The organism is Vibrio sp. 10N.247.310.17, assembly GCF_041466605.1.
GTDB classification, from domain to species: domain Bacteria; phylum Pseudomonadota; class Gammaproteobacteria; order Enterobacterales; family Vibrionaceae; genus Vibrio; species Vibrio tasmaniensis_A.
This window is the reverse complement of record NZ_JBFSTC010000073.1, coordinates 12,969-28,327: the sequence shown is the minus strand read 5'-3', so window position 1 is coordinate 28,327 and position 15,359 is coordinate 12,969. Positions and strand designations below refer to the sequence as shown.

14 protein-coding genes and 2 pseudogenes are annotated in these 15,359 nt (G+C 44.7%); 6 read left to right on the top strand and 10 right to left on the bottom strand.

The window, feature by feature from the left end; translation table 11 throughout:
- Positions 1-95: 95 nt before the first annotated feature.
- From AB6D80_RS18040 to AB6D80_RS18020, 5 genes are all read right to left on the bottom strand, one after another.
- Complete coding sequence (locus AB6D80_RS18040) at positions 96-713, bottom strand: CDP-alcohol phosphatidyltransferase family protein (protein WP_012603668.1); 618 nt, start codon at positions 711-713, stop codon at positions 96-98.
- Positions 703-1,353 (bottom strand): ATP-binding cassette domain-containing protein, encoded by a 651-nt coding sequence (locus tag AB6D80_RS18035; protein ID WP_012603669.1) that lies wholly within the window; start codon positions 1,351-1,353, stop codon positions 703-705. Before AB6D80_RS18035 ends, AB6D80_RS18040 begins: the two co-directional genes overlap by 11 nt.
- The gene (locus AB6D80_RS18030) at positions 1,319-3,019 is read right to left on the bottom strand and encodes an ABC transporter permease (RefSeq protein WP_017098651.1); all 1,701 of its coding nucleotides are present in this window, start codon (positions 3,017-3,019) and stop codon (positions 1,319-1,321) included. Before AB6D80_RS18030 ends, AB6D80_RS18035 begins: the two co-directional genes overlap by 35 nt.
- Before the next feature lie 5 nt (positions 3,020-3,024).
- Positions 3,025-4,191 carry an ABC transporter substrate-binding protein gene (locus AB6D80_RS18025; RefSeq protein ID WP_029224023.1) on the bottom strand — a complete coding sequence of 389 codons (1,167 nt, stop codon included), beginning with the start codon at positions 4,189-4,191 and terminating at the stop codon, positions 3,025-3,027.
- A gap of 578 nt (positions 4,192-4,769) precedes the next feature.
- A complete protein-coding gene (locus AB6D80_RS18020) occupies positions 4,770-5,216 on the bottom strand; it encodes an META domain-containing protein (RefSeq protein WP_009846444.1) in 447 nt (148 codons plus the stop codon).
- 191 nt (positions 5,217-5,407) lie between these two features.
- On the opposite strand from AB6D80_RS18020, the pseudogene AB6D80_RS18015 reads away from it, so the two are divergent.
- Both AB6D80_RS18015 and AB6D80_RS18010 read left to right on the top strand, forming a co-directional pair.
- Positions 5,408-5,675, top strand: a pseudogene (locus AB6D80_RS18015) (DUF1289 domain-containing protein).
- A 109-nt stretch (positions 5,676-5,784) separates the two neighbouring features.
- Positions 5,785-5,952 carry a hypothetical protein gene (locus tag AB6D80_RS18010; RefSeq protein ID WP_017098648.1) on the top strand — a complete coding sequence of 56 codons (168 nt, stop codon included), beginning with the start codon at positions 5,785-5,787 and terminating at the stop codon, positions 5,950-5,952.
- A gap of 74 nt (positions 5,953-6,026) precedes the next feature.
- Here AB6D80_RS18010 and AB6D80_RS18005 read toward each other — a convergent pair whose 3' ends face one another.
- From AB6D80_RS18005 to AB6D80_RS17995, 3 genes are all read right to left on the bottom strand, one after another.
- Positions 6,027-6,329, bottom strand: coding sequence for an MTH1187 family thiamine-binding protein (locus AB6D80_RS18005; protein ID WP_372189196.1), 303 nt, complete (start codon positions 6,327-6,329; stop codon positions 6,027-6,029).
- Between the two features lie 143 nt (positions 6,330-6,472).
- On the bottom strand, positions 6,473-6,694 hold the full coding sequence (locus AB6D80_RS18000) for a hypothetical protein (RefSeq protein ID WP_004734659.1): 222 nt from the start codon (positions 6,692-6,694) through the stop codon (positions 6,473-6,475).
- Positions 6,695-6,961: 267 nt separating this feature from the next.
- On the bottom strand, positions 6,962-8,200 hold the full coding sequence (locus AB6D80_RS17995; protein WP_372189194.1) for a DEAD/DEAH box helicase: 1,239 nt from the start codon (positions 8,198-8,200) through the stop codon (positions 6,962-6,964).
- 210 nt (positions 8,201-8,410) lie between these two features.
- Between AB6D80_RS17995 and AB6D80_RS17990 the strand changes: the two are divergent.
- Together AB6D80_RS17990 and AB6D80_RS17985 are read left to right on the top strand one after the other, a co-directional pair.
- Positions 8,411-9,037, top strand: a pseudogene (locus tag AB6D80_RS17990) (LysE family translocator).
- Positions 9,038-9,287: 250 nt separating this feature from the next.
- Positions 9,288-9,644, top strand: coding sequence for a PilZ domain-containing protein (locus tag AB6D80_RS17985; RefSeq protein ID WP_372189192.1), 357 nt, complete (start codon positions 9,288-9,290; stop codon positions 9,642-9,644).
- 155 nt (positions 9,645-9,799) lie between these two features.
- On the opposite strand, the gene AB6D80_RS17980 is transcribed toward AB6D80_RS17985, so the two are convergent.
- Both AB6D80_RS17980 and AB6D80_RS17975 read right to left on the bottom strand, forming a co-directional pair.
- On the bottom strand, positions 9,800-10,924 hold the full coding sequence (locus tag AB6D80_RS17980; RefSeq protein WP_372189190.1) for a M14-type cytosolic carboxypeptidase: 1,125 nt from the start codon (positions 10,922-10,924) through the stop codon (positions 9,800-9,802).
- A 137-nt stretch (positions 10,925-11,061) separates the two neighbouring features.
- Positions 11,062-11,337, bottom strand: coding sequence for a nitrogenase-stabilizing/protective protein NifW (locus tag AB6D80_RS17975; protein ID WP_372189188.1), 276 nt, complete (start codon positions 11,335-11,337; stop codon positions 11,062-11,064).
- A 317-nt stretch (positions 11,338-11,654) separates the two neighbouring features.
- Here AB6D80_RS17975 and AB6D80_RS17970 point away from each other — a divergent pair, with 317 nt between their 5' ends.
- Complete coding sequence (locus AB6D80_RS17970) at positions 11,655-12,749, top strand: NapC/NirT family cytochrome c (protein WP_372189186.1); 1,095 nt, start codon at positions 11,655-11,657, stop codon at positions 12,747-12,749.
- Positions 12,750-12,768: 19 nt separating this feature from the next.
- Positions 12,769-15,216, top strand: a complete 2,448-nt coding sequence (locus AB6D80_RS17965) for a molybdopterin guanine dinucleotide-containing S/N-oxide reductase (protein WP_372189184.1) — start codon at positions 12,769-12,771, stop codon at positions 15,214-15,216.
- The last annotated feature ends 143 nt before the right edge of the window (positions 15,217-15,359 follow it).

Here is a 15,359-nt window from a genome sequence, read left to right as displayed (position 1 = left end):
CCCAGCCAAATATCCGTTCAGGTTCAAGCAATAATGCTTATCCGAACGGCATTAGCTCATTTGAGCGGCGTTTTTATTTATGAGAAATGCACACCCTAGCTAGTTTGATCTTTGAGTGTCTGGAATCCAAAGTAAATTCGCATGAACGTAGTTAGCCAGCACGCGGTGCCAAAGGTGTAGGCGATAACAGCAAAGTGTTGAGGCCAAATACAGAACGCGATGAAACAAGCGATGGTTTCAGTGCCTTCGGTTAGCCCTGACATGTAGTACAGAGACTTATGCTTATAGACTGGGTTTTCGATGCCTCGTTTGCCTGCCATCACGGCAAACGCCAAAAAGCTGCTGCCAGTACCGATAAAAGAGAAGATCAAAAACGCACCGGCAATGGCGTTGTGTTCTGGGTTCGCAATAACAAAGCCAAAAGGAATTAACGAATAGAAAAGGAAATCGAGGCTGATGTCGAGAAAACCGCCAGCGTCACTAATGCCTTGGATTCGAGCCAAAGCCCCATCAAGCCCATCACATACTCGGTTGAACACAATGAAGCCTAGCGCCCATTCGTAATGTTGAAATGCCAACGCCGGAAACGCTAAACACCCGACCAGAAAGCCAAATAAGGTGGTTTGATTTGCCGTGATACCGAATTGACTCAGCAACTTAGCTGATTGGTTTAATGGCCACTTAATGACCTTGATGGAGTACTTATCCAGCATGATGACTCCTCCATGGCCAAGACAGCACTTGCGCCCCTTGAGGTACGTCAGCTTCGTCGTGCGTGACCATTAATGTTGGGATATTTGCTTTTGTCAGCTGTTCGAAGACCCAATCGCGAAATTGTGCTCTTAACTCTTGGTCTAACTTACTAAACGGTTCGTCGAGTAGGGCGAGCTTCGGCTTCGCCAATAACATACGAGTTAAGCTGATTCTTGCACGTTGACCGCCAGATATTTGATCCGGGAAAGACTCTGCCAAGTGAGTTAGCTCTATGTCTTTTAGTGCAGCCATCGCTTGCTGTTGACGAGCGGAGCCCTTAATTGAATTAGGCAGAGAGAACGCCAAGTTTTCCCATACCTTGAGGTGAGGGAACAACAAGTCATCTTGAAAAAGAATACCGACTTCACGCTGATGTGAAGGCAGGTCATCCAGCTGAATGTCGTTCAAAATAACGGTGCCAGAATACGAAAACTCATCATTTAAGTGCCCAGCTACGGCGTCCAACAAGGTCGATTTTCCGCAGCCGCTCGGCCCCATCAAAGCCAATACTTGGCCTGATTCTAATGTTACGTTTAGCGCTGAAAACAGCGATACACCATCGTTTTTACGGATGGCGAGGTCGTTGAGGTGCAGACTCATTCGTTAGAAAACCTTTAAAAGTAAGACGGCGATATCTGAGTTGAAGTCGGCTGACTAATATCGCTAAAGAGAAAAAGAACAGAGGCAATAGGGCCTGCCAAATGGCATAGATAGCTGTCACTCTGCGGTCGAAACCACTGGTAAGGGCAACGGCTTCTGTGGTGATTGTGCTAATACGGCCCGCGCCGAGCATCAAGGTGGGTAAGTACTGAGCCAAACTTACGCTGATCCCGACCGCCCAAGCAAAGGCAATAGCGGGTAACAAGATAGGCAGCTTGATGGAGTACCAGCTTTGAAATGGCGATTTACCCAAGCTCAACGAGGCTTTTATCAGGCCGTCATTGAAGCTTTTCCAAGGGCCATCCAAAGACAGATACACAAACGGGAAAGCAAAGAAAACATGCGCCCAAATTACCCAAAATTCATAGGCGCTGCTGCCGATATAAAGCGTGGTCACTTGCATGCCGAACAATACCGAGAGTTGAGGTATCAACATGGGAATCGCGATAATAAAGCCCGGAACTTGCCACTTGTATTTGATTCGGTACTCATGAGCTACCAGCGCGAGTAATAAAGCAACGGAAGCGGCAATAAGGCCAATCCACAAGCTTTGCCCGACGGTGCTCATGATGCCATCCCACTCAAACTCCCAGAAACGCTTGCTGTAGCGACTTGGAAGTAAATCAGGGAAACGCCAACGTTGGGCAACACTCCAAATCCCCATTAGTGGAATGATCAGTAGTGACAATGCAGCAAGCACTGCGAAGATCGTTTTTCCTGGAAGGTTAATACCTGTTCTTCCTGAATATTGCCAAGTTCTAAAGTACTTGAGAATTGCCCATTCGATTAGACGCGCTAGGGCGATGATCAACGAAGCTAAACCGAATAAAACGATGGCGCCAGCGGCAGCTCGTGGCAATAGATTAAGGTCTGGGTCGTTAAACCATTGCCATACCAAAACGGCAAAGGTCGGCGGATTGGTTGGGCCAATGATCAGAGCGATGTCGACAACCGATACGCTGTAAGCAAGCACCGCCAACATAGGGAAGCGAAGCTTGGTAAACCATTGTGGGAAAATACACTTCCACCAGATCTGAGCACGGCTATAACCCAGAGAGGCACTGACCTTAGTGATGCGTTCAACATCGATTTGTTGAAGTATCGAAATGCTCATCAGCAATAAGAAGGGCACTTCTTTGAGTGCGAGCATAATGATTAGGCCAAACGCGTAAGGATCTTTTATCAGCAAAGCCAATTCAGAGCTTGTAGCCGATTCACCAAGTAAGTGATGCACGGCTCTTGCGCCAAGCCCTGTTGGGCTAAACAGAAAAGCAAAGCCGATAGCGAAAGCCACATGCGGAATGGCAAGCATTGGCGATAGCGTTAGCTCAATCTTTCTCCAATACTTGTTTCCCCAAGAAGCCTGAAGAATACAAAAGGTCAGGAAGCAGGCAATGTAGCTGCTGGCGACCGCTGAACCTAGGCTCAAACCAATAGAGTGCCAAGCCCCTTCCCATTGAAAGACTTGGTTAAAACCGTTGAGTGTTGGTTCCTCTAAACCTAGGGGCGGGATGAAACTCAGTGACGAGGCCACTACTCCCGCTACCCCAGGAATCGTAGGGATAATGCACACAGCTATAACAACATAATATAGAGCGCGTAGCATGAATTTTAGTTACCGTATCGCTTAAGCCACTCTTTCTCGAGCGCGTTTTGCCAGCTTGGGTGTGGTTCATCAATCGATTTAAATTGTTGAGTATTCTTAGCGCTACCAGTCAGGTACTTGCTGCTTAATACAGAAGGATCACCCCAAACATTGAGGTCGCCTTTGCGCGATTGTGCTTCTGGGCTCAACAAGAAGTTGATGGTTACCTGAGCGCCAGCACTTGCATTAGCATTCCAAGGAATCGCAAGGAAGTGAATGTTAGACAGAGCACCGCTTTCTAGAGCATAGGCCTTGGTAGTTTCAGCTAGGCGGCCACTTGATTGTGCTGAATAGACAGAATTTGGGTTAAAGGTAATCGCTAAATCGAGCTGACCATCATCCAGAAGTTGGATACTTTCCGATGTGCCCGCTGGGAATTGTTTACCACCGCGCCATGCCACTTTATGGAATTTATCTAAGTAAGCCCAAAGTGGTGCAGTAACTTCTTGGAAGTTGTCTTCCGAAACAGGTTGAGCCAGTGCAGGGTTGTTGTCTGTTAGCTCAATCAGTAGAGACTTGATGAAGCTGGTGCCATGAAATTCAGGTGGGCGAGGGTAGCTTAAGCGGTTAGGGAAAGCTTGAGCGTAGCTCAACATCTCTGAAAACGATTGTGGCGGATTGTTTAGTGTCTCTTGGTCGTGGATGAACACAAGTTGTCCGACGCCCCAAGGTGCTTCTAAGCCTTCGGTTGGCTCCGAGAAATCGACATCAATTGGTAAAGATTTATCAACGTACTTCCAGTTTGGAAGTGATTCTGTGAATGGTCCAAATAACAGCGCATTGTCTTTCATCGAGCGGAAGTTCTCACCATTAATCCAAACGATATCGACACTGCCTTCGCTGTTCTTGCCTGCGGCTTTTTCTGCAAGTAGTCGAGTAGTCGTTTCAGCAATGTCGGTTACTTTTACATGCTTTAAGGTCACACCGTAGTCACTTTGTAACTCCTTGCCTGCCCATTGTAGGTAACGATTAATTTCTTGGCTTCCGCCCCAAGCGTGAAAGTAGACAGTTTGTCCCTCTGCCTGCTGTTCTATTTGGTTCCAGCTATTGGTTGATGTTGCTTCATCAGCGTAAATGGCTGCGCTGTATGCAACGGTTGCCATGATTCCTAACGTACTTACTATCTTGTTCATAAACTTTTCCATTTGGTAGTGAACGGGCAAGAGCATTGTATTTTCAAACTCCCTAGGGCGTGTTGACCTTTCGTGGTTAAATTTTGTTCGAGATAAAAGCGTTATAATCGCGGCGAGGGGGAAGTAGCCTAGTCACTCTAAGCAAATCTCCCTCAACAAAGAGTAAAACGCTTTTAGCCGAACCCTTCGGGCAGCGTTTGCTGGTCATTTCTACTGCGTTATCGGCTTCTCATGTAGGCTAGCTACACATCGACGCCTCTGCCTTGTATAAATACCCAGCAACTCGCTGCAAAAATCAGCTCGAAAGATCAACACGCCCTATTATTCTATCTGTTTCTGAAATAATTTCTAATTCAACAGTAAATTCAATCAATTACTTAAGGGCTATTACCATCCTAGCAACAGACCGTTGAACTGATGAATTTATTGCACTCAAATGATAGATTTTTTAGGTTTATTGGAGGTTGGTACGAAAAGTAAGCGATGAGTGTCAGTTTTGAAGGAATCATGAGTGTAAAAAAGCAATAAAAAAGGAGCCACTAGGGCTCCTTCAATCAATATTTGGTTTCTTTGACTGATTAGTTTACCCAGTCACGAATTGTGTACGTTAGCGTGTGTACATCGTTTTTCAATACTAGCGTATCGTTTGTTAGTGTTACGTCGCTCCACTCGCTTAGAGTCGCGGAAACCGATTGTTCGATTTCCATTGCTGAGCCGTGACACATTTTCATGGTCATGCCCATTTGCTTAATGCGGAATTGACCGTCTTTTAGTTCGCCTTGACCGAAGAAGTTGTTACAACCAGCCATGCCGTTTGCCGTCATCTTTTCGCCGATCTCTAGACGAGGTGTCGCTTGGTGTTCGCTTTTCTCAATGTTCTTGCCATCAATTTGCGCAAGTTCCCAATTATGGTGCTGTAGATCGGTTGGTGTTACTTGCATCGCGTTATCACCTGTTGTTGTGCATGCTGCTAGCATCATAGGTAAAGCGGCTACTGCTAGTAATTTTTTTGAACTAAACTTCATATTATAAGGCTCCAAAGGAAAGAACGAAGTTACCGAATAAGTGTAACTTGATGGGTTCAAAGTATAGTTTACAAAACACTATATGTGTCAGTATAAGGTCATAGTTTAGTATGGATTTCATGAGCTAGGCGACAAATTAATCGCTTATTTTTGAGATAGTAAGCGTAATTTTGATTATGTAAGGAGGCGCGGTGGAGCAGTTAGAGTTTTTCCAAGTTCCAAGTTCCAAGCCCTTGCGTCGGGGTTTGCTCAAGCGATGACAAAGGCTATTGCAATGGCTGTATGCGTAAAAGGGAGGAGCGCTTTAATTGGATGTCGATGACGCCGTCAGAACAGTTACACGTCATAAAGCTGTGTCGTCAGCGCTATAGAAGAAAAATAATGAAGCAAAAAAATTTGGTTGGTAAGTCGGTTGACGAAGAGGGAAGTACAAGTCCCCAAAGAGATCTTTTCGGCTAAAGAGGAAGTATTGAAATTTTATTTAACCTCGAGGTAACTATTACTTTACATAATGGTTGGGGTGTAATATTAAGGTAGGTACCTTTGTACCTGAAGGAGTGGTGTCGGTATGAATAAAAAGAACGGAAAATTCAAAAAAGAGCCAGTTAAAGCACTGGATCGAAAACCAATCGGGGCGAAAGATGACCCTGAAGAGACTCCGCGTGATTGGCATTCGATGTCAGAAGAAGAGCGAATGGAAATCCTTTCTCACCTTTCAGACATGCCTTTTCAATAACATCACTGGTTCTTCAGAGTCTTTCTTAAAGCCCTGTTTTCTTAAATAAACAGCTTTCTGAAATAAACATATTGCTAAACAAACATGTGATTCGCTTTCGTTACACCACGATGGTACGTGCAAAATGTATCATCGGCTTCGGTGGTTTTACTGTGAATTTTAATGTTTGTGATCACTTCTACAGCCCCTGCATCGTAGCAAGCTTGTTCTGCTTTTTTAACGATATCTAGCAGTTGGTTGAGTTCACCTTTCATCGTGGTTTCCATAGCTCCGACTTGGAAAGGCACATCGGCAGCTTTCACAACTTCAATTGCTTTATCAACCACTTCGAAGTTGTTGCCTTCTTTAACGCGAGAGATCACTTGGAAGGCAACCATCACTTCTTTTTCTCTTTTTAACTCAGACACTTTCTGCTTACTCTTGGATAGGGAATTGTTGCAGATGATAGGTTAATGCAGATATTAATTCTACAGCTAACGATGCTGTTCTATCGACTATATCAGTGACTAGAGATGTCGGCTTACTTGCTACCCCAATGGTCGCTAACCCAACCACCAATATGTTCATCAAAATGACTGCCACTGAATCTCTGGTTACGCTCCACCGAGGTATCACAGTCATCTTTGTTGTCTATTAGGTTTTGTATGTAGTTTGCCATCGGGTCATTAGAACTCTGACGATCTCGGCGAGTTGCCACTTCCTTAATCAGTTGTAATCGATATGTAGAGCTTGCACGTTTCATTTCAATGACCTCCCGGTTTTTAGACACTAATAGAAAAATCTAGTTGTCAGATATAGGGGCGTCAACGTGATTTCAGAGTATTTTTTTTGAGCAACCAAGAATCAATACCTTGGCATCATAATTCATAAAAGTGTCATTTAGGTTGGCACCTTTATAGAGGTTGAGGGCGTAAGTTTGTATTTTGGTCCTGCTAATATGAGATGAACCATAAAAAAGCCCAGTGCAAACTGGGCTAATCGATTTTCTGTGGTTATTTTGAAGAACTGATTATTTCGAAGAACTTGGTTTGCTCTTAAATTGCTTAACACTCTTCTTTTTTGCGGTTCTTCGATTAGCCATCTTGTCTTTAGGCGGACGTTTGCGAACTGTCGCTTCAGATGCAGGTTTGTCTGTAACAGGGAAACCTTCCAACGCTTGTAGCATAAGAGGTTTATTGGTCAGAGTACGAATTGCATTCAGGTAGTCAGTTTCGCTGTGGCTAACCAGAGATATCGCGCTGCCAGTACTTCCTGCTCTTGCTGTGCGACCAACTCGGTGTACGTAAGTCGCCGAATGCGATGGCAAATCAAAGTTAATTACGACAGGTAGTTGATCAATATGGATGCCTCTAGCCATAACGTCGGTGGCGATAAGCACACGAGTCTTGCCATTTTTGAAACTCTCTAATGCTTGCTCTCGCTCTTCTTGGCTCTTATTTCCGTGTAGCGCATTCACACTGATTTTGGCTTTATTCAATCGCTTGGTTAATGCATCTGCATTATCTTTTGCGCCAATAAATACCAATACCTGCGACCATGTGTGCTGATTGAGTAGGGCGATCAGCGCTTGAGCTTTACTGCCTTTGTTCACTAAGTACAGAGTTTCTTCAATAGCCGCGACCACGCTGTTTTCTTGATGCGTTGTGACCTTTACTGGATTAACAAGAAGCGCCTCAGTCTGACTGATCAGCTCTTTTGGCAGCGTAGCCGAAAACAACAGTGTTTGATGCTTTTTAGGAAGAGCAGAAATAATGGTTTGAACATCTGGCCAAAATCCCATGTCGAGTAAACGGTCTGCCTCATCAAGAACTAAAGACTTGCATTGGGTTAGCTCGAGCTTGTTCTCTTGAATAACGGCATGTATTCGGCCAGGAGTTGCGATCACGAGTTGTGGCTTTTCTAACAATTGCTGTTGCTGGATCTCGATATCAACTCCACCAGTCAGTGTCACCGTTTTGATATCAAGTGTGGTTGCGATGGGTTCTAGTGCTTTGGCTACTTGAGAGGCAAGTTCACGGGTTGGAACAATGATTATCGCTTGTAGTTCATTTACATCATGCTTGATGCTGTTCAGCAAAGGTAAGCCAAATGCCAACGTTTTTCCGCTACCCGTTTGAGCCAACGCCAGCACGTCTTTCTCCGCAATAATTGTAGGAATTACCGCTTGCTGTATCTCTGTCGGCTTATTGAATTGAGATGGGATCGCGGAGACGGTTTTTGGGTTGAGGGCTAGGCTATCAAATGACATAAATGAACCAAGTATCAAAAGGGAGGTGGAGTCTAACAGGGCTGCAAATGTTAGAAAATCAGTTTTGTAACGTTACACGATAAACGCTCTCATTTTATGCGTGAATTATGTATGTTAGCCATACGCGATAATTAAACGTTCATCATATTGTAATGGCATTGAATGGACGTACAATGTCCGCCCTAAAAATGTTCATGAAATGAGTTCGAAATGAGTTGGGACAGTATATCGCTGTTTATTGTTATCGTGTTTTTTATTGCCATTATTCCAGGCCCTAATGCTTTGCTGGTATTAAGCACAGCCTTAACTCAAAGGAAGCTGTTCGCATTTGTGAACGTGTTGGGCGTGTCATGTGGTTTCTTTTTTCACGCCTTTATCTCGGCCAACGGCATAAGTTTGTGATTGTCGAACACCCCAATGGCCTTTGAAGGGCTTAAGTGGGCTGGGGTTTTGTATCTTGTCTGGCTTGGGTATAACCATTTTCGCGCGGCCCTGCGTGCTCAAGAGGGTGTACTTTATGCGGTAAGTGCATCGGGAAGTAAGCTATACAATCAATTTTTCAAAGGGCTCCTCACTAATCTACTGAATCCTAAAATCGTCCTGTTTTATCTTTCTATATTCCCTCAATTTGTTTCAAAAGATGCGATTGTGACAGACAGTTTGATGCTTGGTGGGATTCAGGCGACAGTAGTGTCGATGTGGTTCTTGATTGTGATCTTAATGGCGGATACGTTCAAGCGCTTGTTGGTTCAAAAGCGAACCTCACAAATGATGAACATTGTTTGTGGTGTTCTATTTGTGGGCTTTAGTATTCAACTAGCATTGTTTCAGCTCTGAGGTAGTGTTGCTAAGAATGGGGCATATACCATATTCTATTCAGTTCTCATTTTTTACTGAATCCTCAGGAATTTTAGAGTCTCTTCATAAATGGCTAAAGCATTGCTATGTAAAGTCGATATAATGGACAGTCATCAATTGGATGAATGTGTATGTTTCGAGCTTAGATTTGAAACAGAAAACAACAGATAGTTAGCTTGTTCATTTTTACCAAGAAACAGAAACATGAAACAAAGATAGGGAGTCATCGATGAGTGAAGAGTCATTCACCCAGAAACGTGAGTATTACCGCCTGAAGTACCCTAAAAAGGCGCGCCCAGTGATACGAATCAAAGATGAGCTTTTTCATGTCAGCGAAGTGTCTGAAAAGGGTGTGCGCTTGATGATGCGTAACATCATTCCTGTTTATCGAGGCTTCTCAATGGCGGGCAGTTTAAGACTGCACGATAACAACACCATTGATATTAGTGGTGCAGTGCTGCGACAAGAAGGCGATGAAGTGATCGTTCAGTTGTTAGAAGGACCAAGCTTCAAAGATATGGTGTCAGAACAAAGACACATTAGACAAAGATACCCAGTATTTTTTGCTAGCCTCAGAGTGGCATAAAAAGCTTTTAAAGTTAGATGCCTTAAAGCCCAAGTCATTCATTCAGATCCGATATTAAAAAGCCCAGCACTTTCACAAGTGCTGGGCTTTGCTATATATGCAAGCAAACTAACTATACGGACAAACTAAGGCGCTTAGCCTGTCTATGGTTCGTTTTATAGCTCGTCTACTGTTGCCCAAACCGCTGCTAGCATGTCGTGACCAAATGCAACACTGCGCTCTGGAGACCAGCCGTAAAGTTCGTCAGCGTGGCTGATGTGATCTTTAAACGGCATCTCGACAGTGTAAGCCAGACATTTGAACTGCTCGCCGATCCAGTTTGTGCCGACGGTCATATTTGCTTTGCCCGGTTCGTCTTTATCGTAACCAAATTCATCTTGGAATTCTGGCGTGATAGTCAGAAGCGCTTGCTTGAAGTGATTCTCCAATTTTGCAATGCGCTCGTTGTATGAAGGTGTGCCTTCGCTACCTGCAACAAAGTTATATGGAATCGCTTCGTCGCCATGAATGTCTAGGCACAGATCAACGCCAGTTTCTAGCATGCGCTCGCGCACAAGGAAAACTTCAGGGCTGCGTTCTAGAGAAGGTGATTGCCATTCGCGGTTAAGGTTTAAACCAATCGCATTAGTGCGCAGGTGACCACGGATGCTGCCATCTGGGTTCATGTTCGGTACAACGCGGAACACAACGCTGTCTAGAAGAGAGCGACCGACTGTGTCTGTCTCATCAAGCAGGCGTTGCAGCAGACCTTCGATTAGCCATTCAGCCATAGTCTCGCCTGGGTGTTGGCGACCAATAACCCAGATGTTTTTCTTCTCTTCACTTGGCTCACCAATGGTTAGCAAGGTGATGTCGTTGTTGTCTAGCGTGTGACCTAGAGTTTCAAGCTTACAAGCCGGGTGCGTTTGAGCACTGTGCAGAAGATCTTGGTGACGATCGTATGAGTACGGCGCGAAGTACGCGAAGTACATTGAATCGTGTTCAGGGATGATATCAAAGCTTAATGTATCGCCATCGAACTGAGATGGAATACGGAACCACTCTTCACGGTCATAAGATGCTACAACATCATAATCTTTCCACCCATCAGGGTAAGCAGATGTTGCCAATTGGCCGATTTCAAAGTGGTGAGCTTGTTGAGCTTCACTTTCTAAACGGAAATGAAACCACTGAGAGATTTCAGTTTGGTTGTCTGCTGGGATCGTCAGTTGAATATTTTGTGGTGAATCTGCTGAAACGACGTGAATGTTGCCGCTTTCGAAATTGCTGAAAATTTTCATTGTAGTTTTTATCTCGTAGTTGAGTTGCCGTAAGACTAGCACACTTTTTTTCGAGCAAACCACTAACTAAATCGTAATGAGATGTTATTTCAATTCTCTATTTTTTGTTATCTACGTTTAAGCTTTCTGATTTTGAACTAGCGGCGTTGGCAAGTCGTACAGCCACGACAGGCTGATCGTGTGTAGCGATCCAGTTTACTGCGTTGAACCTTACAGTACGCGTTTTTCAGTGCTCTTCTTCCAGAAAACCAATCATCGGGTTTCGATAGGATCAGATAACCATTAAAGCGCTTCACAAGCTCTATTCTATTTTGGTCGATAAACTTGCTATCAAAGCCAATTTCAAAGTAATCAAGCGCTTGTTCTATGGCGGTGAAACTCGCCATTTTTTGTTGGAATTCTGTTTGGTTCATGTCTATTTCAGTACCGTAAATTTGCAAATATTGTATATGTGTTCGCTACTCCTTATCTTGATTCTAGTACGCTTTTTAATGGGGAAGTACGCCGTTATTTTCAGGTGGGTTTTATAAATCAACGCGCCCTTATTTGTTTTGTGAATATAAAACCAAATGGTTGCGCAGTTATGGTTATAAGTGATTTGTATTTAGGTCTCATTGCTCACTTTCTTTATTGTCAATAAAGACAATTTATGACGTGAATCAATAGTGACTAACCCTAAAGTATTATTCTGATCGCAATTGTTACTAATTGTTGAAGATGATTTCTAAATATGTCTATTAAAAAACGATATATCGCTCTTATTGCCGCTGTCGGTATAGGTATTGGCTGGTTAACGCTGGGCGGTACTGCAGCCGTTATGCACTACACATCGAGTACTGAGTTCTGCACTTCTTGCCACACTATGCAAATCCCGTATGAAGAATATGAAGGTTCAATCCACTTCAGCAATGCAAAAGGCATTCGAGCTGAGTGCTCTGACTGTCATATTCCTTCCGATCCAATTGACTACGTAATCACCAAAATTCGTGCGTCTAAAGATATTTATCATGAGTTCGTGACAGGAAAAATCGATACAGAAGATAAGTATGAAGAACACCGTATGGCAATGGCAGAAACCGTGTGGGCGCAACTGCGTGAAAGCGATTCAGCCACGTGTCGTTCTTGTCATACTTTCGATGCGATGGACAGCTACGAGCAATCTGATGATGCAGCAAAAATGCATGAGTACGGACAAGAGAATAATCAGACTTGTATCGACTGTCACAAAGGTGTTGCTCACTTTGCTCCTGAGCCAGAAATGGACAGCGAAGCTTTCGACAACTTGATGGCATTCACTGAGAAAACAGACCCGAATGCGAAAGTCGTTTACTCAGCAGAAACCATCAGTATTGGTGACCTTGGCACTATCAATCCAACGGCACGCCTAGATGTGAAAAGTGTTGAAGGTACTGAGCGCACAATCGAGTTGCACGCTTACCAAATGAAGGGTGCAGAACAGGTGCTTTACTACGGCGAAGGTCAACGCTCAATCGTTGCGATGCTGACAGACCAAGGGCAACAGAACCTTGAAGTTGGTGATTTTAAAACGGATGCGTACGGCAATGAATGGCGAACTGCGGTGCTAACCGCGAACGTTGATGCGCCTGTACTGGATTCACTCGAGCCAATCTGGGATTACGCTGAAGAACTCGACAATGTTTACTGCTCAACGTGTCACGCAAAAATTGGTGCAAACCACTTCACGGTGAACGCTTGGGGTCCTGTTGCTAAAGGCATGGGCGAACGTACTGATATTTCAGACCAAGATCTAGAACTGCTTACTAAATTCTTCCAGAACCACGCGAAAGATGTGGCTGGCCACTAAGAAACAAAGGGAAATAATTATGACAGATATTACTCGTCGCGGGTTCCTCAAAGGAACGAGCATGGCTGCTGGTGCGCTAGCTTTTACATCATTGACGCCAATGACAGCGTCAGCTGCGAACAAGCGTGGTAAAGGTGTATTAACGGCAGGTCGTATGGGACCTATGTTGTGTGAAGTAAAAGATGGCAAATTGGTTTCAACGACTAATGCTCTCGCACAAACAGTCCCAAATAGCTTGCAAACGACTGGTCCTGATCAGGTTCACACCAAAGCTCGTGTCAAATACCCAATGGTACGTAAAGGCTTCCTAGATAATCCATCAGCTCCAACAGGAACTCGCGGTGATGACGAATACGTTCGCGTATCTTGGGAAGAAGCTTACAAGCTTATCCACGAACAGCAAACGCGCATCCGTAAAGAGAACGGTCCTGAATCCGTATTTGCGGGCTCTTACGGTTGGCGTTCAAGTGGCGTACTGCATAAAGCACAAACGTTGCTGCAACGTTACATGAGCTTGGCTGGTGGTTACTCAGGTCACCTTGGTGATTACTCAACAGGTGCTGCGCAGGTCATTATGCCGCACGTAATGGGTTCTATTGAAGTTTATGAGCAACAAACTACTCACCCGGTTGTATTAGAAAGTTCAGACGTTGTTGTGTTGTGGGGTATGAACCCTATGAACACGCTTAAGATTGCTTGGAGTTCAACAGACGGTTCTGGTCTAGAGTTCTTCCACAAGCTTAAAAAGTCTGGCAAAACAATCATCGCAATCGACCCAATGCGCTCAGAAACGATCGATTTCTTTGGCGATTCAATTCAGTGGATTGCACCGCGCCCAATGACTGATGTGGCAATGATGATGGGTATCGCGCACTCTTTAGTTAAGAAGGGTAAGCACGATGTTGAATTCCTAAGCAAATACACCAGCGGTTACGACAAGTTTGAAGCGTACCTAATGGGTAAAGAAGACGGTGTTGAAAAGACGCCAGCATGGGCTGAAGAGATTACAGGCGTTCCTGCGAAACAACTTGAGCTACTTGCAGATATCTTTAGTCAGAACCGCACCATGCTTATGGCAGGTTGGGGCATTCAGCGTCAACAATACGGTGAACAACGTCACTGGATGGTGGTCACTCTAGCTGCAATGCTTGGCCAGATTGGTCTTCCAGGTGGTGGTTTCGGTCTTTCTTACCACTACTCGAACGGCGGTAACCCAACTCGTGATGCGGGTGTATTGCCAGCTATCTCAGCTTCAATTGGTGGCGGTTCTTCTGCGGGTAATGACTGGGCTGTCTCAGGAGCGGTGAACGCATTCCCTGTTGCTCGTATTACAGAAGCTCTAGAGAATCCAGGTAAAACATACATGCATAATGGTCATGAACTGACGTTCCCTGACCTGAAAATGATTTGGTGGGCGGGCGGTGGTAACTTTACTCATCACCAAGATACAAACCGCCTGATCAAAGCGTGGCAAAAACCTGAGCTAGTGGTTATTTCTGAGATCTACTGGACAGCCGCTGCCAAGCACGCCGATATTGTGTTGCCAATTACTACGTCATTTGAACGTAATGATATGACGATGACGGGTGACTACAGTAACCAACACCTAGTGCCAATGAAGAAAGCGGTTGAACCTCAAGGTGAAGCGCGTAATGATTTCGATGTATTTGCAGACATGTCTGAGATGATCAAAGCAGGCGGCCGTGATGTCTTCACTGAAGGCAAAGACGAAATGGCATGGTTGAAAGGCTTCTACGATGCGGCACAAAAAGCAGGCAAATCTGCACGTGTTCGTATGCCTAAATTTGGTAAATTCTGGGACGATAACCAGCTTATTGAAATGAAATACAATAAGAAGGCGGCACAGTTTGTTCGTCATGCTGACTTCCGTAAGGATCCAGTGATGAATCCGCTAGGTACGCCAAGTGGTAAGATTGAGATCTTCTCTAAAACCATCGAAGGCTACAAGCTTGCAGATTGCCCAGCTCACCCAACATGGATTGAGCCTACTGAGTTCTTCGGTAAAGCGAAAAGTGATGAACTGCAACTGATGACAGCGCACGCCGCGCACCGTCTACACAGCCAGTTCAACTACGCGAAGATCCGTGAAGAGTATGCGATCGGTAACCGTGAGCCTATCTCAATTAACGTAGAAGACGCGAAAGCACGTAGCATCAAAACGGGTGATCTCGTTCGTGCATACAACGATCGTGGACAAGTACTGGTTGGTGCACTAGTGACTGATGGCATCAAGCAAGGCGCTGTATGTATCCATGAAGGCGGTTGGCCTGATTTAGATAAAGATACAGGTCTATGTAAAAACGGTGGCTGTAACGTGCTTACGTTGGATATCCCGACTTCTCGTTTGGCGAATGGCTGTGCTGCGAACTCTGCGCTTGTGAAGATTGAAAAATACACAGGCCCAGCATTAGAACTGACGGCATTTGATCCACCTAAAAATGGTTAATCTCTAACGAGAAATAGCCGACAGAATAGAGCCAGCTTAATCGCTGGCTTTTTTTATGATCTTTTTTGTGCCACAGAGACTATTACTCTGTGTCGAGTCGACAACTCATAATAATCAACGACATCACAGCGAGAGATCAGATA

Coding starts and splice junctions, on each gene's coding strand:
- AB6D80_RS17970 (WP_372189186.1), top strand. CDS start 11,655: ATGTCTATTAAAAAACGATATATCGCTCTTATTGCCGCTGTCGGTATA.
- AB6D80_RS18000 (WP_004734659.1), bottom strand. CDS start 6,694: ATGAAACGTGCAAGCTCTACATATCGATTACAACTGATTAAGGAAGTG.
- AB6D80_RS18035 (WP_012603669.1), bottom strand. CDS start 1,353: ATGAGTCTGCACCTCAACGACCTCGCCATCCGTAAAAACGATGGTGTA.
- AB6D80_RS17995 (WP_372189194.1), bottom strand. CDS start 8,200: ATGTCATTTGATAGCCTAGCCCTCAACCCAAAAACCGTCTCCGCGATC.
- AB6D80_RS17980 (WP_372189190.1), bottom strand. CDS start 10,924: ATGAAAATTTTCAGCAATTTCGAAAGCGGCAACATTCACGTCGTTTCA.
- AB6D80_RS17975 (WP_372189188.1), bottom strand. CDS start 11,337: ATGAACCAAACAGAATTCCAACAAAAAATGGCGAGTTTCACCGCCATA.
- AB6D80_RS18040 (WP_012603668.1), bottom strand. CDS start 713: ATGCTGGATAAGTACTCCATCAAGGTCATTAAGTGGCCATTAAACCAA.
- AB6D80_RS18010 (WP_017098648.1), top strand. CDS start 5,785: ATGAATAAAAAGAACGGAAAATTCAAAAAAGAGCCAGTTAAAGCACTG.
- AB6D80_RS17985 (WP_372189192.1), top strand. CDS start 9,288: ATGAGTGAAGAGTCATTCACCCAGAAACGTGAGTATTACCGCCTGAAG.
- AB6D80_RS18020 (WP_009846444.1), bottom strand. CDS start 5,216: ATGAAGTTTAGTTCAAAAAAATTACTAGCAGTAGCCGCTTTACCTATG.
- AB6D80_RS17965 (WP_372189184.1), top strand. CDS start 12,769: ATGACAGATATTACTCGTCGCGGGTTCCTCAAAGGAACGAGCATGGCT.
- AB6D80_RS18025 (WP_029224023.1), bottom strand. CDS start 4,191: ATGAACAAGATAGTAAGTACGTTAGGAATCATGGCAACCGTTGCATAC.
- AB6D80_RS18030 (WP_017098651.1), bottom strand. CDS start 3,019: ATGCTACGCGCTCTATATTATGTTGTTATAGCTGTGTGCATTATCCCT.
- AB6D80_RS18005 (WP_372189196.1), bottom strand. CDS start 6,329: ATGGTTGCCTTCCAAGTGATCTCTCGCGTTAAAGAAGGCAACAACTTC.